General features: G+C 67.0%; 18 protein-coding genes. 8 read left to right on the forward strand and 10 right to left on the reverse strand.

The genetic code is table 11. From position 1 onward, the window contains the following. Window positions 1-4: 4 nt before the first annotated feature. From D4765_RS07130 to D4765_RS07140, 3 genes are all read right to left on the reverse strand, one after another. Entirely contained in the window at window positions 5-3,757 is a 3,753-nt protein-coding gene (locus D4765_RS07130; RefSeq protein ID WP_136641604.1) for a DEAD/DEAH box helicase, read from the reverse strand. A 45-nt stretch (window positions 3,758-3,802) separates the two neighbouring features. Further along, window positions 3,803-5,611: an acetyl/propionyl/methylcrotonyl-CoA carboxylase subunit alpha gene (locus D4765_RS07135; RefSeq protein WP_136641605.1), complete on the reverse strand. Its 1,809-nt coding sequence runs from the start codon at window positions 5,609-5,611 to the stop codon at window positions 3,803-3,805. Between the two features lie 151 nt (window positions 5,612-5,762). After that, on the reverse strand, window positions 5,763-6,500 hold the full coding sequence (locus tag D4765_RS07140; protein ID WP_136641606.1) for a Maf family protein: 738 nt from the start codon (window positions 6,498-6,500) through the stop codon (window positions 5,763-5,765). A 42-nt stretch (window positions 6,501-6,542) separates the two neighbouring features. Between D4765_RS07140 and D4765_RS07145 the strand changes: the two genes are divergently transcribed. The 4 genes from D4765_RS07145 to D4765_RS07160 are packed head-to-tail and all read left to right on the forward strand — an operon-like array spanning window position 6,543 to window position 10,852. Beyond that, complete coding sequence (locus D4765_RS07145) at window positions 6,543-7,790, forward strand: class I SAM-dependent RNA methyltransferase (RefSeq protein ID WP_136641607.1); 1,248 nt, start codon at window positions 6,543-6,545, stop codon at window positions 7,788-7,790. A 59-nt stretch (window positions 7,791-7,849) separates the two neighbouring features. Next, window positions 7,850-8,521 (forward strand): response regulator transcription factor, encoded by a 672-nt coding sequence (locus tag D4765_RS07150; RefSeq protein WP_237280304.1) that lies wholly within the window; start codon window positions 7,850-7,852, stop codon window positions 8,519-8,521. Next, window positions 8,508-9,833, forward strand: a complete 1,326-nt coding sequence (locus D4765_RS07155; RefSeq protein WP_136641609.1) for a sensor histidine kinase — start codon at window positions 8,508-8,510, stop codon at window positions 9,831-9,833. Before D4765_RS07150 ends, D4765_RS07155 begins: the two co-directional genes overlap by 14 nt. After that, window positions 9,809-10,852, forward strand: a complete 1,044-nt coding sequence (locus D4765_RS07160) for a hypothetical protein (RefSeq protein ID WP_237280305.1) — start codon at window positions 9,809-9,811, stop codon at window positions 10,850-10,852. Before D4765_RS07155 ends, D4765_RS07160 begins: the two co-directional genes overlap by 25 nt. A 292-nt stretch (window positions 10,853-11,144) precedes the next feature. Here D4765_RS07160 and D4765_RS07165 read toward each other — a convergent pair whose 3' ends face one another. Continuing rightward, window positions 11,145-11,372, reverse strand: coding sequence for an acyl-CoA carboxylase subunit epsilon (locus tag D4765_RS07165; protein ID WP_136641610.1), 228 nt, complete (start codon window positions 11,370-11,372; stop codon window positions 11,145-11,147). An 86-nt stretch (window positions 11,373-11,458) separates the two neighbouring features. Further along, the gene (locus tag D4765_RS07170) at window positions 11,459-13,030 is read right to left on the reverse strand and encodes an acyl-CoA carboxylase subunit beta (protein ID WP_136641675.1); all 1,572 of its coding nucleotides are present in this window, start codon (window positions 13,028-13,030) and stop codon (window positions 11,459-11,461) included. 76 nt (window positions 13,031-13,106) lie between these two features. On the opposite strand from D4765_RS07170, the gene D4765_RS07175 reads away from it, so the two are divergent. Together D4765_RS07175 and D4765_RS07180 are read left to right on the forward strand one after the other, a co-directional pair. Beyond that, entirely contained in the window at window positions 13,107-13,934 is an 828-nt protein-coding gene (locus tag D4765_RS07175) for a biotin--[acetyl-CoA-carboxylase] ligase (RefSeq protein WP_136641611.1), read from the forward strand. A gap of 7 nt (window positions 13,935-13,941) precedes the next feature. After that, window positions 13,942-14,460 (forward strand): PH domain-containing protein, encoded by a 519-nt coding sequence (locus tag D4765_RS07180; protein WP_136641612.1) that lies wholly within the window; start codon window positions 13,942-13,944, stop codon window positions 14,458-14,460. Here the strand turns inward: D4765_RS07180 and D4765_RS07185 are convergent. After that, window positions 14,450-14,929, reverse strand: coding sequence for a GtrA family protein (locus D4765_RS07185; protein WP_161580376.1), 480 nt, complete (start codon window positions 14,927-14,929; stop codon window positions 14,450-14,452). The two genes, D4765_RS07180 and D4765_RS07185, sit on opposite strands and share 11 nt — an antisense overlap. A gap of 185 nt (window positions 14,930-15,114) precedes the next feature. Between D4765_RS07185 and D4765_RS07190 the strand changes: the two genes are divergently transcribed. Both D4765_RS07190 and purE read left to right on the forward strand, forming a co-directional pair. Beyond that, window positions 15,115-16,257, forward strand: a complete 1,143-nt coding sequence (locus D4765_RS07190) for a 5-(carboxyamino)imidazole ribonucleotide synthase (protein WP_136641614.1) — start codon at window positions 15,115-15,117, stop codon at window positions 16,255-16,257. Between the two features lie 9 nt (window positions 16,258-16,266). Continuing rightward, a complete protein-coding gene (gene purE, locus D4765_RS07195; protein WP_136641615.1) occupies window positions 16,267-16,767 on the forward strand; it encodes a 5-(carboxyamino)imidazole ribonucleotide mutase in 501 nt (166 codons plus the stop codon). Window positions 16,768-16,785: 18 nt separating this feature from the next. Here purE and D4765_RS07200 read toward each other — a convergent pair whose 3' ends face one another. From D4765_RS07200 to D4765_RS07215, 4 genes are all read right to left on the reverse strand, one after another. Further along, window positions 16,786-17,925, reverse strand: a complete 1,140-nt coding sequence (locus D4765_RS07200; RefSeq protein WP_136641616.1) for a glycosyltransferase family 4 protein — start codon at window positions 17,923-17,925, stop codon at window positions 16,786-16,788. 76 nt (window positions 17,926-18,001) lie between these two features. Then, window positions 18,002-18,721: a glycosyltransferase family 2 protein gene (locus tag D4765_RS07205; RefSeq protein WP_136641617.1), complete on the reverse strand. Its 720-nt coding sequence runs from the start codon at window positions 18,719-18,721 to the stop codon at window positions 18,002-18,004. 43 nt (window positions 18,722-18,764) lie between these two features. Further along, window positions 18,765-19,721 (reverse strand): UDP-glucuronic acid decarboxylase family protein, encoded by a 957-nt coding sequence (locus D4765_RS07210; RefSeq protein WP_136641618.1) that lies wholly within the window; start codon window positions 19,719-19,721, stop codon window positions 18,765-18,767. Window positions 19,722-19,732: 11 nt separating this feature from the next. Next, complete coding sequence (locus tag D4765_RS07215) at window positions 19,733-20,617, reverse strand: decaprenyl-phosphate phosphoribosyltransferase (RefSeq protein ID WP_136641619.1); 885 nt, start codon at window positions 20,615-20,617, stop codon at window positions 19,733-19,735. Window positions 20,618-20,657 lie beyond the last annotated feature (40 nt).

The raw sequence follows: 20,657 nt of genomic DNA on the forward strand, positions 1-20,657 counted from the left end.
CTGTTCACACGTCGAGCAGGCCGCGGATATCGTCGGCGGTGAGGGCGGTGCTGAACACGGCGTCGTCGTCCATCACCGCATCGAAGAGCTTCGCCTTCTGCTCTTTGAGCGCCATCACCTTCTCTTCGATGGTTCCGGTCGCCACCAGCCGGTAGACGTTCACGCTCTTGGTCTGGCCGATGCGGTGCGTACGGTCGATCGCCTGGTTCTCAGTGGCCGGGTTCCACCACGGGTCGAGCATGAACACGTAGTCGGCTTCGGTGAGGTTCAGGCCGAACCCGCCCGCCTTCAGGCTGATCAGAAAGACCGGGGCCGTGCCGGATTTGAACCGCGCGATGACCTCGGGCCGGCGCCTGGTCGAGCCGTCGAGGTACTCGAATTCGATGCCGGCTTCGGTGAGACGGGTGGCCGCCTTGCCGAGAAACGAGGTGAACTGGCTGAACACGAGGGCGCGGTGGCCCTCGGCCACCACATCATCGAGTTGCTCGAACAGGGCATTCAGTTTGCTCGAAGGTACATCTGCGTACTTCTCGTCGATCAGCGACGCATCGAGGCTCAGCATGCGCAGCAGCGTCAGCGAGCGAAAGACGATGAATCGGTTGCGGTCGAGATCGTCGATGAGACCGAGCAGTTTCTGGCGCTCTCGCTGAAAGAAGGTGTCGTAGAGCGCTTGGTGGGCGGGCAGCAGCGCGACCTGCAGCGTCTGCTCCTGCTTAGCCGGCAGCTCGGGGGCCACGAGTTCTTTCGTGCGACGCATCAGCAGTGGCCGAATGCGCCGCCGCAGCTTCGGCAGCAGCGTGGGGTCGAGCGCCTTCTCGATGGGCCTCACATACGCCTCCTGAAACCTCGGCGCAGAGGCGAACAGCCCGGGTGCCACGATGTCGAAGAGCGACCAGAGTTCCATCAGGTTGTTCTCGAGGGGGGTTCCGGTGATGGCGAGTTTGAAGGGAGCGTCGAGTGCGGTTGCGCACTCGTGCAGCTTCGACGTGTGGTTCTTCACGAACTGCGCTTCGTCGAGAATCAGCCCCGACCAGCCCACCGCGCTGTATGCCGCGAAGTCGAGCCGGAACAGCGCATAACTCGTGACCACGATGTCGGCTCCGTCGGCGATCTGGGCCACGGTTCGCTTGCCCTTCGCCTGGGTGGTTGTGACGCCACTGACCACGAGCGAAGGGGTGAACCTGGCCGCTTCGGCGAGCCAGTTCGAGACCACAGAGGTCGGTGCCACCACGAGAAACGGCGGGGTGCCGCCCGGTGCGGCCCCCCGGGCGTGCGCTACGAGAGCGAGGGTCTGCAGTGTCTTGCCGAGCCCCATGTCGTCACCGAGAATGCCGCCCAGACCGTGTTCATAGAGAAAGGCGAGCCAGTGAAAACCTTCGAGCTGGTAGGGCCGCAGCGAGGCATCCACGGTTGCGGGCAGTGGCGTGGGCCGGATGCTCGTCACGGTGTTCAGGCCCGAAACGGCCTCGCGCCACGCCACCGCCTGAACCGTTTCTTCGGCGAGGTCTTCGAACTCCGACCACAGGCTCGCCTGGTAGCGGCTGATGCGCACTCCGGTGTCCCACTCGGCGAGGGCGCTGGCCTCCGCCAGCAGCTCACGCAGCCGGTCGAACGAGGGATGGTCGAGGGTGAGGTAGGTCTTGTCGACCATGAGCAGCTTCGTCTCGCCCTTCGAGAGCGCCTTGAAAAGCGGCCCGAACGGAACCCGGTAGCCGCCAACGTTCACGATGATGCCAAGGTCGAACCAGTCGCGCTTGTCGCTCTCGACGGTGGTGATGGTGAGCTCCGGGTCACCGGTCAGCTCGCGGTAGTCGGGCCGCTTGCCCACGATGTCGACCTGCACCGCGTCGAGGTGCTCCAGAATCGGCAGTGTCTTCTCGGTGAAGACGGCAGCATCGAACCCCTGCAGCACGAGGCTGGCATTCAGCGGGCGCGCCGGGTCGACCGGCTCGAAGGCCTCCGACCGTGCACCGATCTCTGCTGCCGCGTCGTTCGCGAACTCGAGGGCCCTGAGAACCGCCCCGAGGGTGTGCCGCTCGGCAGCGGTATCGCGTTCGTCGCCGTCGCCTCCGCCGTCGGCATCCGCATCGGCATCCTCGGTCGAGGCGTACAGCGGCAGCTGCTGAGTGTGTTCACCCGAACCGTACTGCCACGACCAGTCAAGACTGAGCACGTTCTTCGCGCGAAAGCGTGCGGTCAGAACCAGAACGGGCGGGGCTATCTCGGGAAACTCGACCGTCTCGTCGCTGCTGACCAGCGTCACAGCGCGGCGGAGCCGCGGATAGAACGTCTCGAAGAACTCCCCGACCTCGTCAGCGGGCACCACCACGTCGGCAACGTGGCCGAGCAGCGCGCGTTCCTCCTCGCCCAGACGCGTGCGCACGGCGGGGACACCCTCGGCACCCGGCGCGATGGTCTCGTCTGCCCGGGCCTCGGGAGCCACCGCGTGGGCTCGTTCGCTGGTGGGTTCGACAGCGGCGGTCACCGTTGGCGCCAGCACGATGCTCGACCGGGCCAGATCGTACGTGTAGACCCCGTGGTCGCCGATGGCCCCGCTCGACGATGCCGGGCGTACTGCCGTGTCGACCACCACGCTCGCCGAAAGCACCAGGTCGCCCCGCTCTGCCACCCCCGGCCCTGCCGTCTCCTGGCCGGCCCGCGAAGCATCGAGCCGAACCGTGGCGCCCGCCCCCACCTTCACCACCGAGGCCTTCTTGGTGCCCAGCAGAGGGATTCCGAGCTGCGCGGCTTCGTCGAGCAGCCCCCACAGCAGGGGCGAACTGAAGTCGTCGAGGTAGAGCCAGTCGTTCTCCTGGCCGGTGTACAGCTCGCGGGTGGCACGCTGTACGGCGGCGAACTGGGCGAACCACCGGTGGTGCTCCGGGTTCAGGTTCAGCCGGTTCACCTGGTGGGTGAACGACCCCCAGCTGACGCTCGCCTTGATGTAGCTTCCGGCGGCACTCCGAACCACGGGGCGAACGCCGAGTCGCCGGGGCGCGCGCTCGAGCGGATCATCGGTCGCCTTCGGCTCGCGGGCGGCCTTCGTGGTCGGCCCCCGCCATTGCTCACGGCTGCGCGGAACGAACTCCCGCACTTCGAACTGCAGCCCCATCGCCGTGGTCGAGCGTTGCCCGCCGCGCGCGGGTGCGACGAGCTTTGCCGCCGCCGAGGATGCGCCGGGCTGAGACAGCGCGCCCACCCGCTGGCGCCAGCCCTGGGCTTCAGCGGCGGCGGGGGCCGGAGCCTCCGATGCCGGCGAATACCACTCGCCGAGCTCCCGTGGGGCTCGCCCGGGCAGCCACTCGGTACCGCGTTCGGCGTCGGCGTCAGGGGTGCGCATGCCGCCGGTTGCAGGCGTGCCCGACGCATCCAAGCCGCCCGGAATACCCGGCGCACCCAGGTCACCCGGCGCGACCCACGCATACCCGTGATCGCCCACCGGCCGGCGAACGTGGGCCGCATTGCTGGCGAGGAGGGCGGCGGCGACGTGTTTGCAGTCGAAACGCACCGGGCAGCTGCACGAAGAGCTGACGGGCACCCAGTACACCGAATTCGATTCGTCGAGCGTTACCGAACAGCGGTAGGGAGCGCCTTCAGAGCCCTGAACTGCGGCCGTGAGGGTGCGCGTCTCGGCGTTCCACACGAGATTCGCGACCGCAGACCCCCGGGCGTAGGGCCGAGCCCGATCGAAGCTGGGGCGGCCGACCAGCCGCGCAATGTCGGCCGCGTCGACCAGCGGAAACGCGGAACTCGACATGCGTCCATCGTCTCACGCCCCGCAATATCGAGGGAGCGGCGGCCGCTACGCCGCCACGTGGTCGGAGATCTCGAGCAGCCGGTGCCCCGACGAGACCGTCTCGCCGACGACTGCGTCAATCGACGACACGATGCCGTCTTTGTGCGCCTGGATGGGCTGCTCCATCTTCATGGCCTCGAGCACCACGATGAGGTCGCCCTTGACGACCTTGTCGCCTTCGGCCACGGCCAGCTTGATGACGGTGGCCTGCATGGGAGCCTTCACCGAGTTGCCGGTGGCCGTGAGCGTGGCTCCGGTGGAACCGCTGCGCCGACGCGGTGCTGCGCCGAGGGTCGCCCCCGAACTGCCGGCCCCTGAACCGATGCCGCTGCCGGCAGCCGAGAGCAGGCGCTCGGGCAGCACGACCTCGATGCGCTTGCCGTCGACCTCGACGACAACCGTGCTGCGGGCGGGCGCGGGTGCTGCGTCGTCGAGTGACCCGCTCCACGGCTCGATGGTGTTGTCGAAGTCGGTCTCGATCCAGCGGGTGTAGATGCTGAACGGCTGCCCGGCCTCGGGAGCGAAGGCGGGATCGCGCACGATGGCACGGTGAAAGGGCAGCACGGTGGGCAGGCCGGCCACCTCGAACTCGTCGAGCGCGCGGCGGGCCCGTTCGAGCGCCTCTTCACGAGTCGCGCCGGTCACGATGAGTTTGGCGAGCAGCGAGTCGAACGACCCGGAGATCACGTCGCCCGCCTGCACGCCGGTGTCGACGCGCACGCCGGGGCCGCCCGGAGCCTTGAACACGTGGATGGGCCCGGGGCTCGGCAGAAAACCGCGGCCGGCGTCTTCGCCGTTGATGCGGAACTCGAATGAGTGCCCGCGGGGCGCAGGGTCGTCGTAGCCGAGCACGCCGCCCTCGGCGAGCCTGAACTGCTCGCGTACGAGGTCGACGCCGGTGACCTCTTCTGAGACCGGGTGTTCGACCTGCAGGCGCGTGTTCACTTCGAGAAACGACACCGTGCCGTCTTTCGCCACCAAGAATTCGCAGGTGCCGGCCCCCACATAGCCGACCTCTTTCAAGATGGCTTTGGATGCCCGGTAGAGGCCCTCGTTCTGCTCGTCGCTCAAGAAGGGCGCCGGGGCTTCTTCGACGAGTTTCTGGTGGCGGCGCTGCAATGAACAGTCGCGGGTGGATACGACCACCACGTTGCCGTGTGAATCGGCTAGGCACTGCGTCTCGACGTGGCGCGGTTCATCGAGGTACTTCTCGACGAAGCACTCGCCGCGACCGAAGGCAGCGATGGCCTCGCGGGTGGCCGATTCGAACAGCTCAGGAATCTCTTCGACCGTGCGGGCGACCTTCAGGCCGCGGCCACCGCCGCCGAAGGCAGCCTTGATGGCCACGGGCAGGCCGTGGATGGCGACGAAGTCGAGAACCTCGTCGGCGCCGGTGACGGGGTCGATGGTGCCGGGGGCGAGGGGTGCGCCCACGCGCTCGGCGATGTGGCGCGCCGACACTTTGTCGCCCAGCAGCTCGATGGCCGAGGGGGAGGGGCCGATCCAGATGAGCCCGGCGTCGATGACGGCCTGGGCGAAGCTGGCGTTCTCAGCGAGAAACCCGTAACCAGGGTGTACGGCGTCGGCGCCCGATCGCTTGGCGATCGACAGAATCTTGTCTATGACGAGGTACGTTTCAGCGCTCGTGGTGCCATCGAGGGCATACGCCTCGTCTGCCAGCTGAACGTGCAGGGCGTCTCTGTCCTGGTCGGCGTAGACGGCCACCGACGCTACACCCGAGTCTTTCGCGGCCCGTACAACCCGCACAGCGATCTCGCCGCGGTTGGCAATCAGAACTTTAGTTATACGAGGCATAGTGACCTAGCCTATTAGGCCGGCAGCCCGGCGCTTTGGCATGTGCCTACAAAAATGGATGCCCGGGCGGTGCCGTTGTCTACAAAACGGGCTGCTCGGCGCCGCTGTATGCCTCTCCGCGCATGAATTGGCGCGTGTTCAGGATGGATGCTCAGGACGAGTGCGGCGTGTTCCAGAACGAGGTCCACGACACGCCGAGCTGGCCGGTGAGGTCGCGGAGCGCGGGCAGCGACATGCCGATCACCGTCGACGGCGCACCGCTGATCGAGCGGATGAACGGAGCCGCGAGCCCGTCGATCGTGAACGCCCCCGCCACCTCGAGTGGCTCGCCGGTGGCCACGTAGGCCGCGATCTCGGCGTCGCTGATGTCGGAGGCGAATTCGACGGTGGCCGACGTGACACTACCGGCTGCGGGAAATGCGCCTGCGCTCGCAGACACCGCACTCGCAGACACCGCGCTGCCAGACTCCGCGCCGCCTGTGCCCGAACCGCCGGAACCCGATCCTGCCCCCAACCGGTGGTCGATCATCCAGTGCCCGCTGTGCAGCACGCCGGCCCGCCCTCGATGCCGTCGCCAGCGTTCGGCTGCCACCTCTGGCAGGTGCGGTTTGCCGTAGATGACCCCATCGAACTCGAAGGCCGAGTCGCCGCCCAGAATGAAGCCGTCGATGGGTTCGCCGCCCGGCACGGCATCGAGTACCGCCTCCGCCTTCAGGCGAGCGAGCAGCTGCACGAGATCGTGAGCCGTGAGCGGGCCTCCGGCTGCGGCCTCGGCAGCGAGCACAGCGCCCTCTTCGTCGACGTGCGAGGGCACGATCACCGGCTCGATTCCCACCTGGCGCAGCAGTGCGAGTCGGGCGGGCGAGGTGGAGGCGAGGTACAGGCGCATAGTCGGCAAGTGTAGGCAATGACCGTCTGTCATGCTGGAGGTATGGGTGAACTTCTGGGTACGACGGTCGAGCTTCAGGTGACGAACGTCGCTCACGGCGGGGTTTCGGTGGCGCGGCTCGACGGCCGCGTGGTCTTCGTCGCCGACAGCCTGCCGGGTGAAACCGTTTTGGCCCGCATCTCGAGCGACGACCACCAGTCGTTCTGGCGCGCCGAGACGGTCGAGGTGCTCGAGGAGAGCCCGCACCGCCGTCTGCACGTGTGGAAGGCCGCCGCTCTTGACCGTGACCCCGACCGGCGCGCCGGCGGGGCCGAGTTCGGCCACATCGATCTGCCCTGGCAGCGCGAACTCAAACGTCAGGTGCTCGTCGATTCTCTGCAGCGGTTCGCCCGGCTCGAGAACCACCCGGCACTCGAGGTGCAGGTCGAAGCGGTCGAAGGCGATGATGCAGCGAACGGCCTCGGCTGGCGCACCCGGGTGAGCCTGCACGTTGACGACGACGGTTTCGTGGGCCCCTACGCCGCGCGCTCACACCGCGTCGTGACGGTCGATGCGCTTCCGCTCGCGACTCAGGCGGTCGAATACGCTTCGCCCCTCGACGAACGCCTGCTCGGTACCGACCGCGTCGACGTGGTCTCTGACGGCCGCCGCGGTGCCCGGGTCGTCGTCGGGTCGGCGCCGGCCGGTAAGCCCATCGTCGAGCGGGTGGGCGAGCGAGAATTCAGGCTCGATGAACTCGGCTTCTGGCAGGTGCACCACGGCGCCGCCCGCACGCTCACCGAGGCCGTGCAGCAGCAGGTGCTCCCTGAGCTGTTCGACCCCTCAGCTGCCAACCTCGACCTCTACGGCGGGGTGGGCCTGCTGGCCGCGGCCCTGATCGACCGGTTCACGCCCGACGTGCGCATCGAGAGTGTCGAGAGCGATGCGAGCGCCACCGCGAACGCCGAATTCAATCTGCGCGACGCCGCGAACGCGTCGGCGGCCACGGCTCGTGTCGACCGGTACCTCGGTCAACTGCAGCGCGATGCCAGCACGGCTGAGCGTCAGGCTCTCGCCCGGGCATCCGTCATCATCGACCCGCCGCGCGCGGGCGCCGGCAAGCTGGTTGTGGCGAGCCTCATCGACCTGCACCCGGCCCAGGTCGTGTACGTAGCGTGCGATCCGGTGGCGTTCTCGCGTGACCTGGCGCAGTTCTCTGCCGGGGGTTACGAGCTGCGGTCACTGCGTGCGTTCGACCTGTTTCCGCACACCCACCACGTCGAAGCGATCGGTGTACTGACCCCGCGCTGAGCAGCGGTGGGCCTACGATAGGCGAGACGACAGCTTCGATGTCTCGCCGGGAGGGTCACGTGGCCGAATTGCCGCAGCAGGTTCGGGTCGCCATCGTCGACGACCATGAGTCGGTTGTGCTGGGGCTTCGCGCCGCCTGCCTCGATGCCGGGTTCGACGTCGTGGGCGTCGCGTTGACGATGGATGCCCTGCTGCCCCTGCTCGAGGGGGCCACTGTCGACGTGATCGTGCTCGACCTGAGCCTGGGCGACGCATCGACTGTCACCTCCAATCTGCAGCGGGCCAGGGCCACCGGAGCCGACGTGCTGATCCACAGCATCGCCGACCGCGCCTCGAGCATTCGTGACGCCCTGGCGGCGGGCGCGGCGGGGGTCATTCCGAAGACCAGTTCGACGAGCATCGTGATGGCGGCCATTCGCCAGGTGGCGCGGGGCGAGGTGCTGAACAACCTCGAATGGGCCAGCGCCATCGATGCCGACCAGGCCTTCTCCCGGGCGCAACTGGGCCGGCGTGAACAAGACGTGCTGCACCTGTACGCCTCAGGTCTGCCACTGAAGGCGGTGGCGGCGCAACTCGGAATCGCACCGTCGACGGCCCGTGAGTACCTCGACCGGGTGCGCGCGAAGTACGTGGAGGTGGGGCGACCCGCCCCCACCAAGGTCGACCTTCTCCGCCGCGCCGTCGAAGACGGCATTCTCGCGATCGACGACGTGCGGCATGCCGGGCGCTGACGTGCCAGCACCGGCGCGGCCCAGCCCCGGGCATCCGGCGCCCGCGCCAGCGCCCCCACCGGCACCCGCCGGCCCCGCCCAGCCAGCCCAGCCAGCCCAGCCACCCCTGCTGCGCCTCCGCAGCGCCCTCACTCGCTCGAGCGTCGAAACCATCGTCTCGCGTTCGTCGGCTGGCTTCGCGGTGCTCTTCGCGATGCCCGCACTGCCCTCCATCGCGGCATCGTGGGGCTGGCTGCCCCTGGGCTGGGCCGTCGGCTTCGTGCTGGTCGTCTTCGTGCAGCTCATGGTGATCCTCGTCGCCGCGATCGCCCGGCGCGGCGTCAGAGCATCGATGGCATTCTTCGCGCTGAGTTACCCGATTCTGCTCGTGCTGTGGCCGCTCGCCATCACCGACACGGCCGCCGCGAGAGGCAACCAGCCGTGGCTGTGGTTTCTGCTCGACGTGGCCTTCGCCTACGCCGCCGTCGCCTTTCCCTGGCGATGGGCCGCGGTGTACAGCGTGGGGGTGACCTGTGTGTACGTCTTCATTCGCACGGTGCCGGCCGGTGGTTCGGCGAGCGTCGGGTTCGCGCTCATCGACGGTTTCTACGTCACGTTGATCGGCGCGTTCATCCTGATGATCGTCACGAGTCTGCGTGCGGCGGCAGACCGCGTCGATGCCGCTCAGGTCACCGCCACGCGAGAGTATGCTCGGGCGGCGCTGAACCACGCCTCAGAGCTCGAGCGGGTGAAGGTCGACGCGCTCGTGCATGACACGGTACTCACGACGCTCATCACGGCCGCGCGGGCCGAGAGTGTCGACGAACGCCGCCGTGCCGTGACGCTCGCCCAGAACTCGCTCGACACCCTGCAGCACTCGGCTGGCGTGTTCGGGCCGACGGCCGTACCGCTGGCCCAGTTCGCCGAACGGCTCGCTGACGCCGCGCGCCTGCTCAGCAGTCGAATCGACTATTCCACGGGCCCCCTCGACGAGCGTCTGCTGCCGGCGCCGGTCGCCGAGGCGCTCTACTCCGCCGGCGTTCAGGCCCTCATCAACAGCCTGCAGCACGCGGGCGGCGATGCCACGGCCGGCGCCGGCGACACGGTTTCGCGCACGCTGTCGGTGCACTCCGAGTCGTTCGACGATGTCACGGTGCAGGTGGCTGACACGGGAGTGGGGTTTATGGCCGACGCGGTTCCCCCCGCGCGTCTGGGCCTTCGTGTATCGGTGCGCGAGCGTGTGCACATGGTCGGCGGCGTGGTGGAGGTTCTGTCGATGCCGGGTGGCGGAACATCCATCGTGCTGTCATGGCGACCGGGGACTCCGTCGTGATCGCCCCGCCCCGCTCGCTCGTGCTCGTTCTCGCGGCCCTCTTCTCGCTCTACCACCTCGTTCTCGCCGTCTTCACCCTCGACCTGCCGCGTTCGCCGGGGCCCGTCATCGTGGCCATGGTGGTCTACGCCGCCATCACCACACTGTGCCTCTGGCCGACCAGCCCGCTCACGATGCCGCTCTGGATGGCCGCGCTCGCGTTCGCCCTCAGCCTGGTGATCTCCATTCTGGTGTTCTCGCAGCTCGACGCGACCAAGTCGAACGGGTACGCCACCTGGCCCGTCGCTGCCATCGGCACGCTGATGACCATCGTGACCGTGCGCACGCGGGCGCTGTTCGGGTGGCTCGGTATCGCGGCGCTCGCCGTGATCGTGGTGGTCTGGTCTGGCCCGGCTGCTCTCGTCGAGATGGGGGTGCTGGGCAGTGCCGTGTGGGTCAGCATCGCGTTCGCCCTGGCGCACGCGCTCGCACAGGCGGCCCGTGACACTCAGCTCTTCGCCCGCGCCGAGCTCGATGCGGCGGCCTGGCAGGCCACGCAGGAGGCCCAGCTCACCGAGGGCCGCCACCGTCTCGACCAGATGAACCGCGTCGCTGGCCCGACCCTGCACCACATCGTCGACACCGATGGCCTCTTGAGCGCCGAAGACCGGAGGGAATGTCTACACCTCGAGGGGGCCATGCGCGACGAGATTCGCGGCCGCCGTCTGCTGAACGAGCAGGTGAGAACCGAGGTTCTGGCTGCTCGCCGACGCGGCATCGATGTGACACTGCTCGACGACGGCGGCCTCGATGACCTCACCGATGCCTCTCGCCATCGCATCCAGTCGCAGCTCGCCGGCGAGATCGCCCGCTCACAGGCCGACCGGCTCATCGTGCGCACCGGTCTCGACGACAGTGCGGCCGCGGTCACGGTGGTGGGAGTGCGCGTGAGCGACGACGGTACCGCTGCGGCACTCGGAGCCGACTCTGACGACGACGAGGTGGCCGAGTGGCGGCAGATCGCCCGCGACGAAGAGTGAACAGTCTGACCCCCGTGTCCTCCAAAATGCCGACTATCCCCCAAACGGGGTAGCCGACAGTATTGTTACTGCTAGGTGTCTCTCTTTGAGTTACACCGCCAAACATTCGCTGTCTAGGGTAAGTGAGCGAGTGTTTGGGGGCGAGTCAGGGCGCTATTCGGGTTAGTGGCCTGGCTTGAAAAGATAGCTGGGGGTTGGCGAATCGCCGGCCCCCAGTTTTTTGTGGGAGTCGGCGGTTCGCTGAAAACCCGCGACGCCCGGTGCCGACAACGGCGAGAACCCGCGCTGCTGGTCAGCCGTTCCAGCGCCCACTGCCGGGCGTGAGGGTCTGACGCAATTCGCGTTGGCTGCGCTGCCAGGCCGTCGGGGCCGCCGCTCTCGCGGAGCGCAGCGAGTCTCCCTCTTCTTCGAGCATGCCCCGCACCACGGCCGTGACGGCCGCCAGCTCTGCGTGGGTCACGTTCTTCGTCGTCACGATCACCGGTGCGTCGACGGTGCCGTCGTCAGGCGAATCGGTCATGCGTCGTTCCCGTCTCTCTGAGGTCGTACTGCAAGGGTGGTACTGCAAGGGTGCTGCGGCGCTGGTGCCGATGAAGACGCGCCGACCTACAGTGGAATGTTGCCGTGCTTCTTGGCCGGCAGTGAGGCCCGCTTGGTGCGAAGCGCGCGCAGGCCCTTCACGATGGCGACCCGGGTGGCGGCCGGTTCGATGACGCCATCGAGCTCGCCCCGCTCAGCGGCGAGAAACGGGCTGGCCACGTTGTAGGTGTACTCGTTCGCGAGTTTCGTACGAACGGCGGCCACATCTTCGCCCGCCGCCTCTGCGCGCTTGATCTCGCCGCGGTACAGGATGTTCACCGCACCCTGCCCGCCCATCACGGCGATCTCGGCCGTAGGCCACGCGAGGTTCAGGTCGGCACCGAGTTGCTTCGACCCCATCACGATGTACGCGCCGCCGTACGCCTTGCGTACGATGACGGTGATCAGTGGAACCGTGGCCTCGGCGTACGCGTAGAGCAGTTTCGCGCCGCGGCGGATGACGCCGGTCCACTCCTGATCGGTGCCGGGCAGGTAGCCGGGAACGTCGACCAGTGTGACGATCGGAATGGAGAACGCGTCGCAGAACCGCACGAAGCGCGCCGCCTTCTCGCCCGCCTCGATGTTCAAAGTGCCGGCCATCGCGTTCGGCTGGTTCGCGATGATGCCCACTGAGCGACCCTCGACCCGGGCGAACCCGATGAGAATGTTGGGCGCGTACAGGGGCTGAACCTCGAGAAAGTCTGCGTTGTCGACGACGTGTTCGATGATCGTGTGCATGTCATACGGCTGGTTCGGCGAGTCGGGGATGATCGTGTTCAGCTTGCGGTCGGCATCGGTGATCTCGAGCTCAGCCGTCGCCTCGTACACCGGCAGCTCGGCGAGGTTGTTGTCGGGCAGAAAGCCGAGCAGGGTGCGAACGTAGTCGAGCGCGTCGTCTTCGTCGCTTGCCAGGTAGTGCGAGACACCCGAGATCTTGTTGTGCGTCAGGGCGCCACCGAGCTCTTCCATGCCCACGTCTTCACCGGTCACGGTCTTGATCACATCGGGGCCGGTGACGAACATCTGGCTGGTCTTGTCGACCATGATGACGAAGTCGGTGAGCGCGGGCGAGTACACCGCGCCGCCCGCCGCCGGGCCCATGACGATGGAGATCTGCGGGATGACGCCCGACGCCTGCGTGTTGCGGCGAAAGATCTCGCCGTATTTGCCGAGGGCGACGACACCCTCCTGAATGCGCGCGCCACCAGAGTCGAGCATGCCGATGATGGGCACGCCGGTCTTCAGCGCCAGATCCATCACCTTGATGATCTTCTCGCCGGCCACCTCGCCGAGCGAACCGCCGAAGATGGTGAAGTCCTGGGCGTAGACGGCAACCTGGCGGCCGTGGATGGTGCCGGTACCGGTGACGACAGCGTCACCGTAGGGCCGGTTCTTATCCATGCCGAACGCGTGGGTGCGGTGCCGAACGAACTCGTCGAGTTCGACGAACGACCCGTGATCGAGCAGCTGCTCGATGCGCTCGCGCGCGGTCTTCTTGCCCTTGGCGTGCTGCTTGGCTATGGCGGCCTCGCCGCTCTGGGTGACCGCTTCGTGGTAACGGTTCTTGAGGTCGATCAGTTTGCCGGCGGTTGTGTACATGTCGGGGCCTGAAGTTGTTTCATCGCTCACGGGAGTTCACTCTACCGGCCCGCACCTGAGCCCCTAATGTCGAACTATGAACCTCGAACGAAGCTCTCACCTGGTCGCCCGGCTCGACTGGCGGCCCGAGTCGGGTTCGACCAACGCTGAACTCGTGGCGCTGGCCACCGGTGCCGACGCTCTGGCGTGGCCCGATCTCTCGGTACTGGCCACCGACAACCAGACCGAGGGTCGTGGCCGGCTCGGCCGAACCTGGAGCGCCCCCGCGGGTGGTTCGCTCGCCGTGTCGATTCTGTTGCGCCCGGCACCGTTCGGGCACGGCCCGGCGGGTGCACCCGCTCTGCCCGCCGAAGCGCTCGGATGGTTGCCGCTGCTGGCAGGCGCGGCGATGGCCGAAGCGGTGCGGCACTCGGTGCCCACGACGGGCGATGCCGAAACAGTGTGGGTCAAGTGGCCGAACGACGTGCTCGTGTCGGGGCGCAAGGTGTCGGGCATCCTGTCTCAGCTGCTGCCGAACGGTGGCGGCGTGGTGGTGGGAGCCGGCGTGAACCTCTTTCTGACCGCCGATCAGCTGCCGGTGCCCACAGCCACGTCGCTGCAGCTCGAGGGCGCCACCGGGTTGAGTGTCGACGGCGTGCTCGCGGCCTACCTGGGCGCCTTCACCGCCCTCTACCGTGCGTTCGAGGCGGCCGGTGGGGATGCCCGGGCCAGTGGCCTCGCCGCCCGCGTCAGCCAGCTCTGCGGCACCCTGGGCCAGTCGGTCAGGGTCGAGCTGCCCGGGGGCGACACCGTCTCAGGCCGCGCCGTCGCGCTGGAAGACGACGGTCGCCTGCGCCTCGAAGTCGAACCGGGCGGCCGCGTTCTGCAGGTCGCCGCCGGTGATGTGACCCATCTGAGATACTGAAGCTGCCATGCGCGAGACGCCCCAGAACCCCCTCGACTTCACCGCGGTGCTGCACGATGAGCAGCCCGAGCGCGTGGTTGCGCGCTACCGTGCGCACGGGCGTCGACTGTTCTGGCCGGTTCTCGTGCTGGTCGCGGTGGCCGGGGCCAGCGGCTACTTTCTCGGTCGGTTCGCCGAGAGCTGGCAGAACGATGCGGCGCTCGGCGGCGCCATTCTCGTGGTGTTCGTGGCAGTGCTGCTGCCGGTCGTATCCTGGTTGGCGAGGCGGTACACCCTCACCACGCGGCGCGTCATCGTGACACGAGGGCTCTTCGTTCGGCAGCGGCACGAGGTGTCGCTACGGCGGGGGTTCGACGTGACGGTCAGCCGGCGGGGGTTGCAGGCGGTGTTCCGAAGCGGCGACGTGACGATTCACTCGGGCAGCGAGCATCCACTCGTGTTATCAGACGTGCCCGACGCGAATCTCATAGTGTCGGCGATCACGACGCTCGGTGAGCAGTCGAACCGACCGTCGTTCAACTCTTGACGAGGGCGTCTTCGCGTTCGGCGGCAAGGGCCGCGGTGATGTTGTGCAGGCCGTCGCTGCGCTGCGTGCCGTAGACCCAGTAGCGGTAGAGCACGAAGCGAAAGGCGGTGCCGAGGGCGAGGCCGACGACATTCGCCGCGATGTTCGTGGCAAGCAGGCTGGTCTGGCCGAGCACGTGGTGGGTGAACCAGATGCAGCCCTCAGCGATGGCGAGGCCGCCGACAGAGACCAGGGCGTACTCGACAAGCTCGAGGCCCACATTCTTGCGGCGGTTCTCGCGAAAGGTCCAGTATCGGTTGCCGATCCAGTTGAAGATGATCGCGACCGACGTGCTGATCAGCTTGGCGCCGATGGCGGTGGCGAAGAAGTGGCCGGTGCCGAAGACGCCGAGCAGCAGCATGTTGAAGATGCCGACGTCGAGCACCATGCCGGCGAGGCCCACCACGCCGAATTTGACAGCGTAGGTCAAGAAGCCGCCCCAGGCGCGGTTCGCAAAGTTTTTCAGCGCGTTCAAACCCATGTGCTTTCTCGCGGACCGGTGTGCCGCTGATACTCAGTCTTCAATCGATCCTTCGACTATATGGGAAAGGTTTTGCAAATGCCGGGAGCCATGAGCCCCTCACACGAGGGGTCGAGCACGAGTAAGGTGTGGGGGTGAACTCTCGCATAGGTGTAATCGGCGGTGGCCAGCTGGCCAGAATGATGATTCCCGCGGCGGTGAATCTCGGGCTCGACCTCTCTGTACTGGCTGAAACCGAGGGTTCTTCTGCCCGCCTGGCTGCGACGGCGGTGGGCGACTACCACGACGCCGAGACGGTTCTGCGCTTCGCTGAGACGGTCGACGTCATCACCTTCGACCACGAGCACGTGCCTGAGATGATTCTCAGGCAACTCGTGGCTGCCGGGCACTTGGTACAGCCCGGGCCCGATGCGCTGCGCTTCGCGCAAGACAAGCTCGAGATGCGTCGGCGCCTCGGCGAGCTCGGCATTCCCATGCCCGACTGGGCCGCGGTGACCACCGAAGACGAGCTGCAGGACTTCATCGACGACCACAACGGCGAGGCTGTCATCAAGACCGCGCGAGGCGGCTATGACGGCAAGGGTGTGCGGCTCGTGCGGGCCGCGGCCGAGGCTGCCGACTGGTTTCGGGTGCTGAACGAAGACGGCAACGGCGGGGCTCTGCTCGCTGAAGAGCGAGTCGACTTTCGGCGCGAACTGGCCCAGCTCATCGCTCGTCGTCCGTCGGGGCCCAGCGCGCTCTGGCCCGTCGTCGAGACGGTTCAGAAGGGCGGCGTCTGCAGCGAGGTCTTCGCGCCCGCGCCCGGCACGAACCCCCGCGTTCTCGAACTGGCGGCACGCATCGCCACCACCATCGCCGACGAACTCGGTGTCACCGGCGTGATGGCGGTCGAACTCTTCGAGACCACGGATGACCGGCTGCTGGTGAACGAACTCGCCATGCGCCCCCACAACAGTGGGCACTGGAGCATCGACGGGTCGGTGACCAGCCAGTTCGAGCAGCACCTGCGCGCTGTGCTCGACCTGCCGCTCGGCGACACGGGCGTTCGGGCGCCCCACACCGTCATGGTGAACGTGCTCGGGGGCCCCACCGAGGGTGAGATCGTCGACCAGTACCCGCACGCCCTCGCCGACCAGCCGGGCGTGAAGGTGCACACGTACGGCAAGTCGCCGCGCCCCGGCCGCAAGGTGGGTCATGTCACCGCGTTCGGCGACGACCTCGACGACGTGGTGTTCCGTGCGCGGGCGGCCGCAGCGCTGCTGGGCTCCGACCTCTAGTCTGTAGCCATGGTCTCTGAAAGCCCGTTGGTGGCAATAGTGATGGGGTCTGACTCAGACTTCGCGGTGATGAGCGACGCGGTCGAGGTGCTGTCGAACTTCGACGTGCCGCACGAGGTGCAGGTCATCTCGGCTCACCGCACACCCGAGAAGATGATGGAGTACGGCCGCTCGGCTCGCGGCCGCGGCATCAAGGTCATCATCGCCGGTGCAGGGGGAGCAGCGCACTTGCCCGGCATGATCGCGTCGGTAACGACGCTTCCTGTCGTCGGGGTTCCTGTGCCGCTCGCTCGCCTTGACGGGCTCGACTCGCTGCTCTCGATTGTTCAGATGCCCGCTGGTATCCCGGTTGCCACGGTGTCGATCGGCGGCGCGACGAACGCCGCGCTGCTCGCCGTGAGCATCCTCGCCACCGCAGACGAGGGCCTCGCGGGGCGCCTCGACACGTACCGCCACGAGCTCTCGCTGCTCGTCGAGACGAAGAACCAGAACCTGCAGCAGCGCCTCTGAGCGCTTGCCCGGGCGGGGCTAGAGGTCGGCGTGCAGCTGCCAGACCTTCTCGGCGGAGTCGCGCCAGCTGAAGGCGCGTGCGCGGTCGAGCCCGACGATGCGAAGGCGTTCGGCGAGCTCGGCGTGATTGACCACCTGCGCAATGGCGTGGGCGAGGCGCTCGGGCAGCCCCGCCGGGTCGTCGCGCGGCACCACGATGCTCGCGTCGTCGGCGACCTCCATCAGGGCCGGCACGTCGGTGTGGATGACCGGGGTGCCGAAATTCAGAGCCTCGACGACCGGCAGCCCGAAGCCCTCGGCCATGCTCGGGTAGACGAAGACCGTCGCCCGGCTGATGACCAGCGCGAGGTCTTCGTCACTCACGAAGCCGAGCACGTGCAGACGGTTGGCCGGTAACCCAGCCTCGGCGGCGACGGCCTCGACGTCGAGATCGCCCCAGCCCTTGGGGCCAGCGATGACGAGGGGCAGGTCTGGCGCATCCGGCCGGGCCAGGGCCTGGATGAGCGCGGCGAGACCTTTGCGGGGTTCGAGGGTGCCGACGGCGAGCACGTACGACTCGGGCAGGCCGAGGGCTTCGGCGTGGGCATCCGCGTTCACCGGAAGAACCAGGCTCGAGCTCACGGCACCGCCGATCACCCGCACGCGCTCACCGAAGTTCACATAGTGGGCGAGTTCTTCTGCGACGGCGTGGGTGGGCACCACGATGGCGTCGGCGTAGCGGCGGGCGCGCTTGGCCAGCGCCTTGTGCCATGCGACACCGTGCGGGGTGAGGGTCTGGGGGTGGGTCCACGGCACGACGTCGTGGATGGTGACGGCGATCTGCTCGCCTGGCTGGTGCAGCTGGTCGTGCTTCGTGAGCGGGGCCATCAGCGAGGTGGCGTGCACCATTCCATGGCTCTGACCGGTGAGCAGCCCGTGCTGCCAGGCGGCCGACAGCTCGCGACGGCCGAGGTGCGTGCGGTGCACGGCGCCGAGGCCCGGTAGACGGCTCTTCAGCTCGGCCATTCTTTCGGGGGCGACGGCCGACACAATGGCCTCGACGTCGCACCCGCGCGGGGCTGTGGTGATGAGTTCCCGGGTCAATTCTTCGGTGTACCGGCCGATACCACCCGGCACTGGTGCCAGAATTTGGTCGACTATTACGCGAAGCGTTGCCACGGGACTCCTGTCTTTCGGCGAAACCCTATCACCGAGGCCTGCTCAGAACCGGTGAGTGTGTCGCCAGGTTGCGGTGCTATTTCGTGACCGGCGGCTGGCGCCTGGAGCCCTCGCGCAGGCGGATCTTCAGCAGGATCCAGAGCGCCTCAACGCCGTCCCAGGCGGTGATCTTCTTGCCCTCTGCGCGGGTGCGCGCCTTGTACGAGATGGGAATCTCGTAGGGGCGGTAGCCTCGGGCCAACAACTTGCCGGTGATCTCGGCCTCCATGCCGAAACCGTTCGACGTGACGTTCAACGAGCGGTAGAGCGAGATGGGCATGAGCTTGTAACAGGTCTCGACGTCAGAGACGAAGGCGTTGAACACGATGTTCGTGAAAAGGTTGATGCCCTTGTTGCCCATGACGTACCAGTAGCTGTACGAGGTGTGGCTGCTGAAGGCGCGGGTGCCGTAGACCACGAGCGCGTCGCCGTCGAGGATGGGCTGCACGAGACCGGGGATCTCCTGCGGCCGGTACTCTTCGTCGGCGTCGCAGATGATGAGGTAGTCGCCTGTGGCGAGCGAGACGGCCTTGCGAATCGCCGCGCCCTTGCCCTGGTTGGGCTTCTGGTGAAAGACGGTGACCCGGGTGTCGTCGACCGCGTCGAGTATGACGGCGGTGTCGTCTGTGCTTCCGTCGTCGACGATGACGAACTCGACCTCGAGTGATTGCTGCCATTCGATGGCGAGCACCTTGTTGAGCACGTTCGCCAGTGTGGCCTGCTCGTTGTAGACGGGCATGAGAACAGAGAGCTTCACGGTCACCTTTCGGCCGTTGAACAGATGCAGCGAATCGGCGCGGCTAGACCAGCGGGGTTCTGGTCGTTCCGTTGGCCACGAACCACGCGATCGTTCGCGCCAGGCCCTCTTCGACATGCACTTCGGGGTTCCATGCTAACAGTGACTGAGCTTTTGTAATGTCTGGCTGCCGGCGTTCCGGGTCATCGATGGGTCGCGGCTGAAGCTCGACCGTCGACGTGCTGCCGGTCAGCGCGATCACCAGCTCTGCGATCTCGAGCAGGCTCTGCTCGTGCGGGTTGCCGATGTTGATGGGCCCGGCCTCTGCGCTGGCCGCGAGTGCGAGGATGCCGCGAACCTGATCATCGACGTAGCAGAGCGAGCGCGTCTGGCTGCCGTCGCCGTGCAGCGGGATGGGTTCGTTCGCCAGCGCGGCTTTTACGAACGCCGGAACCGCCCTGCCGTCATCCGGATCCATGCGCGGCCCGTATGTGTTGAACAGCCGTACCACGCCGGTGTCGACGCCAAACGAGCGACGGTACGCGAAGGTGAGCGCCTCGGCGTAACGCTTCGCTTCGTCGTACACGCTGCGGGGCCCGGTCGATGAGACGTTGCCCCAGTATTCCTCGGTCTGCGGATGCACTGACGGGTCGCCATAGACCTCCGATGTCGAAGCCAGAATGAATCGTGCGCCGTCACGGCGAGCCACGTTGAGCAGCGCCTCCGTTGCGTTCGACCCGGCGTGCAGGGTTTCGATGGGGTGCGCCAGGTAGCGCGGCGGAGAAGCGGGGCTCGCGAAGTGCAGCACCAGGTCGAAGCGCCCGGGCAGGGTCTGGGCGTCTTCGGCGCTGTGCAGCACGAAACTGAACCCCGGCTCGGCCCTCAGGTGGGAGATGTTGTCGACGAACCCGGTGATGAGGTTGTCGACCACGACCACCTCATAGCCGTCGGAGAGAAGACGCTCGGCAAGATGTGATCCGACGAAACCGGCTCCGCCGGCGAGGAGGGCCCGTGGGCTCATTGCAGGTCTTTCTAGGAAATGTGCGGCACTCGGAAGATGACCGAGAGCGTGAACGTGATGAGCCACAGTAGCGCGAACACCAACAGGTGGCGGTCTTTCAGAACGATGTCTTCGGGCGCACCGGCCACACCTTTGTCGACGTTGTAGGCGTAACGCAGGATTGCCATGGCGAATGGCACGATCGATACGGCGGGCCAGATATTGCTCGACAAATTGCCGAGATCGAAGGCCCAGAGCGAGTACGAGATGGTGGCAAGGCCTGCCGCGAGCATCCAGACGAACTGAAGGTACGAAGCGGAATAGTTCTCGAGCGATTTGCGGGTGGCGAGCCCCGAGTGTTCGAGTTCGACTTTTTCTGAGTATCGCTTGCCGGCCACCATCAGCAATGAGCCGGCGAACGCCACCAGGAGAAACCACTGGGACACCGGGATGGCCAGCGCGACGGCGCCGGCGATGGCCCTGATGAGAAACCCACTCGACACGATGACAAGGTCGACGACGACGGTGTGCTTGAACCAGATGCAGTACGCGATCTGCAGCGCTTCGTAGAGCGCAATGACGAGCCCGAGGTTCAGCGACACGATGAGGGCCGAGACAACGGGCGCGGCAACCAGCAGCACGATTCCGGCGGTGAGGGCGAGCGGGATCGAAAGCTCACCCGAGGCGATGGGTCTGAACTTCTTTTTCGGGTGGGCGCGGTCGGCTTCGACATCAAGAAGGTCGTTGATGAGGTACACGCCGCTCGACGCAGCGCAGAACAGCACGAATGCGAGGATGACCGTGAGCCAGACGCCCGACTGAAGCAGTACTCCCGCGGCGAGCGGGGCGGCCACAACGAGCACGTTCTTCAGCCACTGGTGGGGCCGCAGGGCCCGAATCAGAGCAGGGGTTCGCATCTGACAGCCTCTCTGCCCGTGGAAGGGCGGTATTGTTTGT

This window comes from Subtercola vilae, from assembly GCF_004923255.1.
Classification (GTDB): Bacteria; Actinomycetota; Actinomycetes; order Actinomycetales; family Microbacteriaceae; genus Subtercola; species Subtercola vilae.

What these genes read in the sequence shown, in the direction of transcription:
- D4765_RS07170 (WP_136641675.1), bottom strand. Translation starts at nt 13,030, where the DNA reads ATGTACACAACCGCCGGCAAACTGATCGACCTCAAGAACCGTTACCAC.
- D4765_RS07165 (WP_136641610.1), bottom strand. Translation starts at nt 11,372, where the DNA reads ATGACCGATTCGCCTGACGACGGCACCGTCGACGCACCGGTGATCGTG.
- D4765_RS07210 (WP_136641618.1), bottom strand. Translation starts at nt 19,721, where the DNA reads ATGAGCCCACGGGCCCTCCTCGCCGGCGGAGCCGGTTTCGTCGGATCA.
- D4765_RS07215 (WP_136641619.1), bottom strand. Translation starts at nt 20,617, where the DNA reads ATGCGAACCCCTGCTCTGATTCGGGCCCTGCGGCCCCACCAGTGGCTG.
- D4765_RS07135 (WP_136641605.1), bottom strand. Translation starts at nt 5,611, where the DNA reads ATGCCTCGTATAACTAAAGTTCTGATTGCCAACCGCGGCGAGATCGCT.
- D4765_RS07155 (WP_136641609.1), top strand. Translation starts at nt 8,508, where the DNA reads ATGCCGGGCGCTGACGTGCCAGCACCGGCGCGGCCCAGCCCCGGGCAT.
- purE (WP_136641615.1), top strand. Translation starts at nt 16,267, where the DNA reads ATGGTCTCTGAAAGCCCGTTGGTGGCAATAGTGATGGGGTCTGACTCA.
- D4765_RS07175 (WP_136641611.1), top strand. Translation starts at nt 13,107, where the DNA reads ATGAACCTCGAACGAAGCTCTCACCTGGTCGCCCGGCTCGACTGGCGG.
- D4765_RS07160 (WP_237280305.1), top strand. Translation starts at nt 9,809, where the DNA reads ATGGCGACCGGGGACTCCGTCGTGATCGCCCCGCCCCGCTCGCTCGTG.
- D4765_RS07140 (WP_136641606.1), bottom strand. Translation starts at nt 6,500, where the DNA reads ATGCGCCTGTACCTCGCCTCCACCTCGCCCGCCCGACTCGCACTGCTG.
- D4765_RS07180 (WP_136641612.1), top strand. Translation starts at nt 13,942, where the DNA reads ATGCGCGAGACGCCCCAGAACCCCCTCGACTTCACCGCGGTGCTGCAC.
- D4765_RS07145 (WP_136641607.1), top strand. Translation starts at nt 6,543, where the DNA reads ATGGGTGAACTTCTGGGTACGACGGTCGAGCTTCAGGTGACGAACGTC.
- D4765_RS07130 (WP_136641604.1), bottom strand. Translation starts at nt 3,757, where the DNA reads ATGTCGAGTTCCGCGTTTCCGCTGGTCGACGCGGCCGACATTGCGCGG.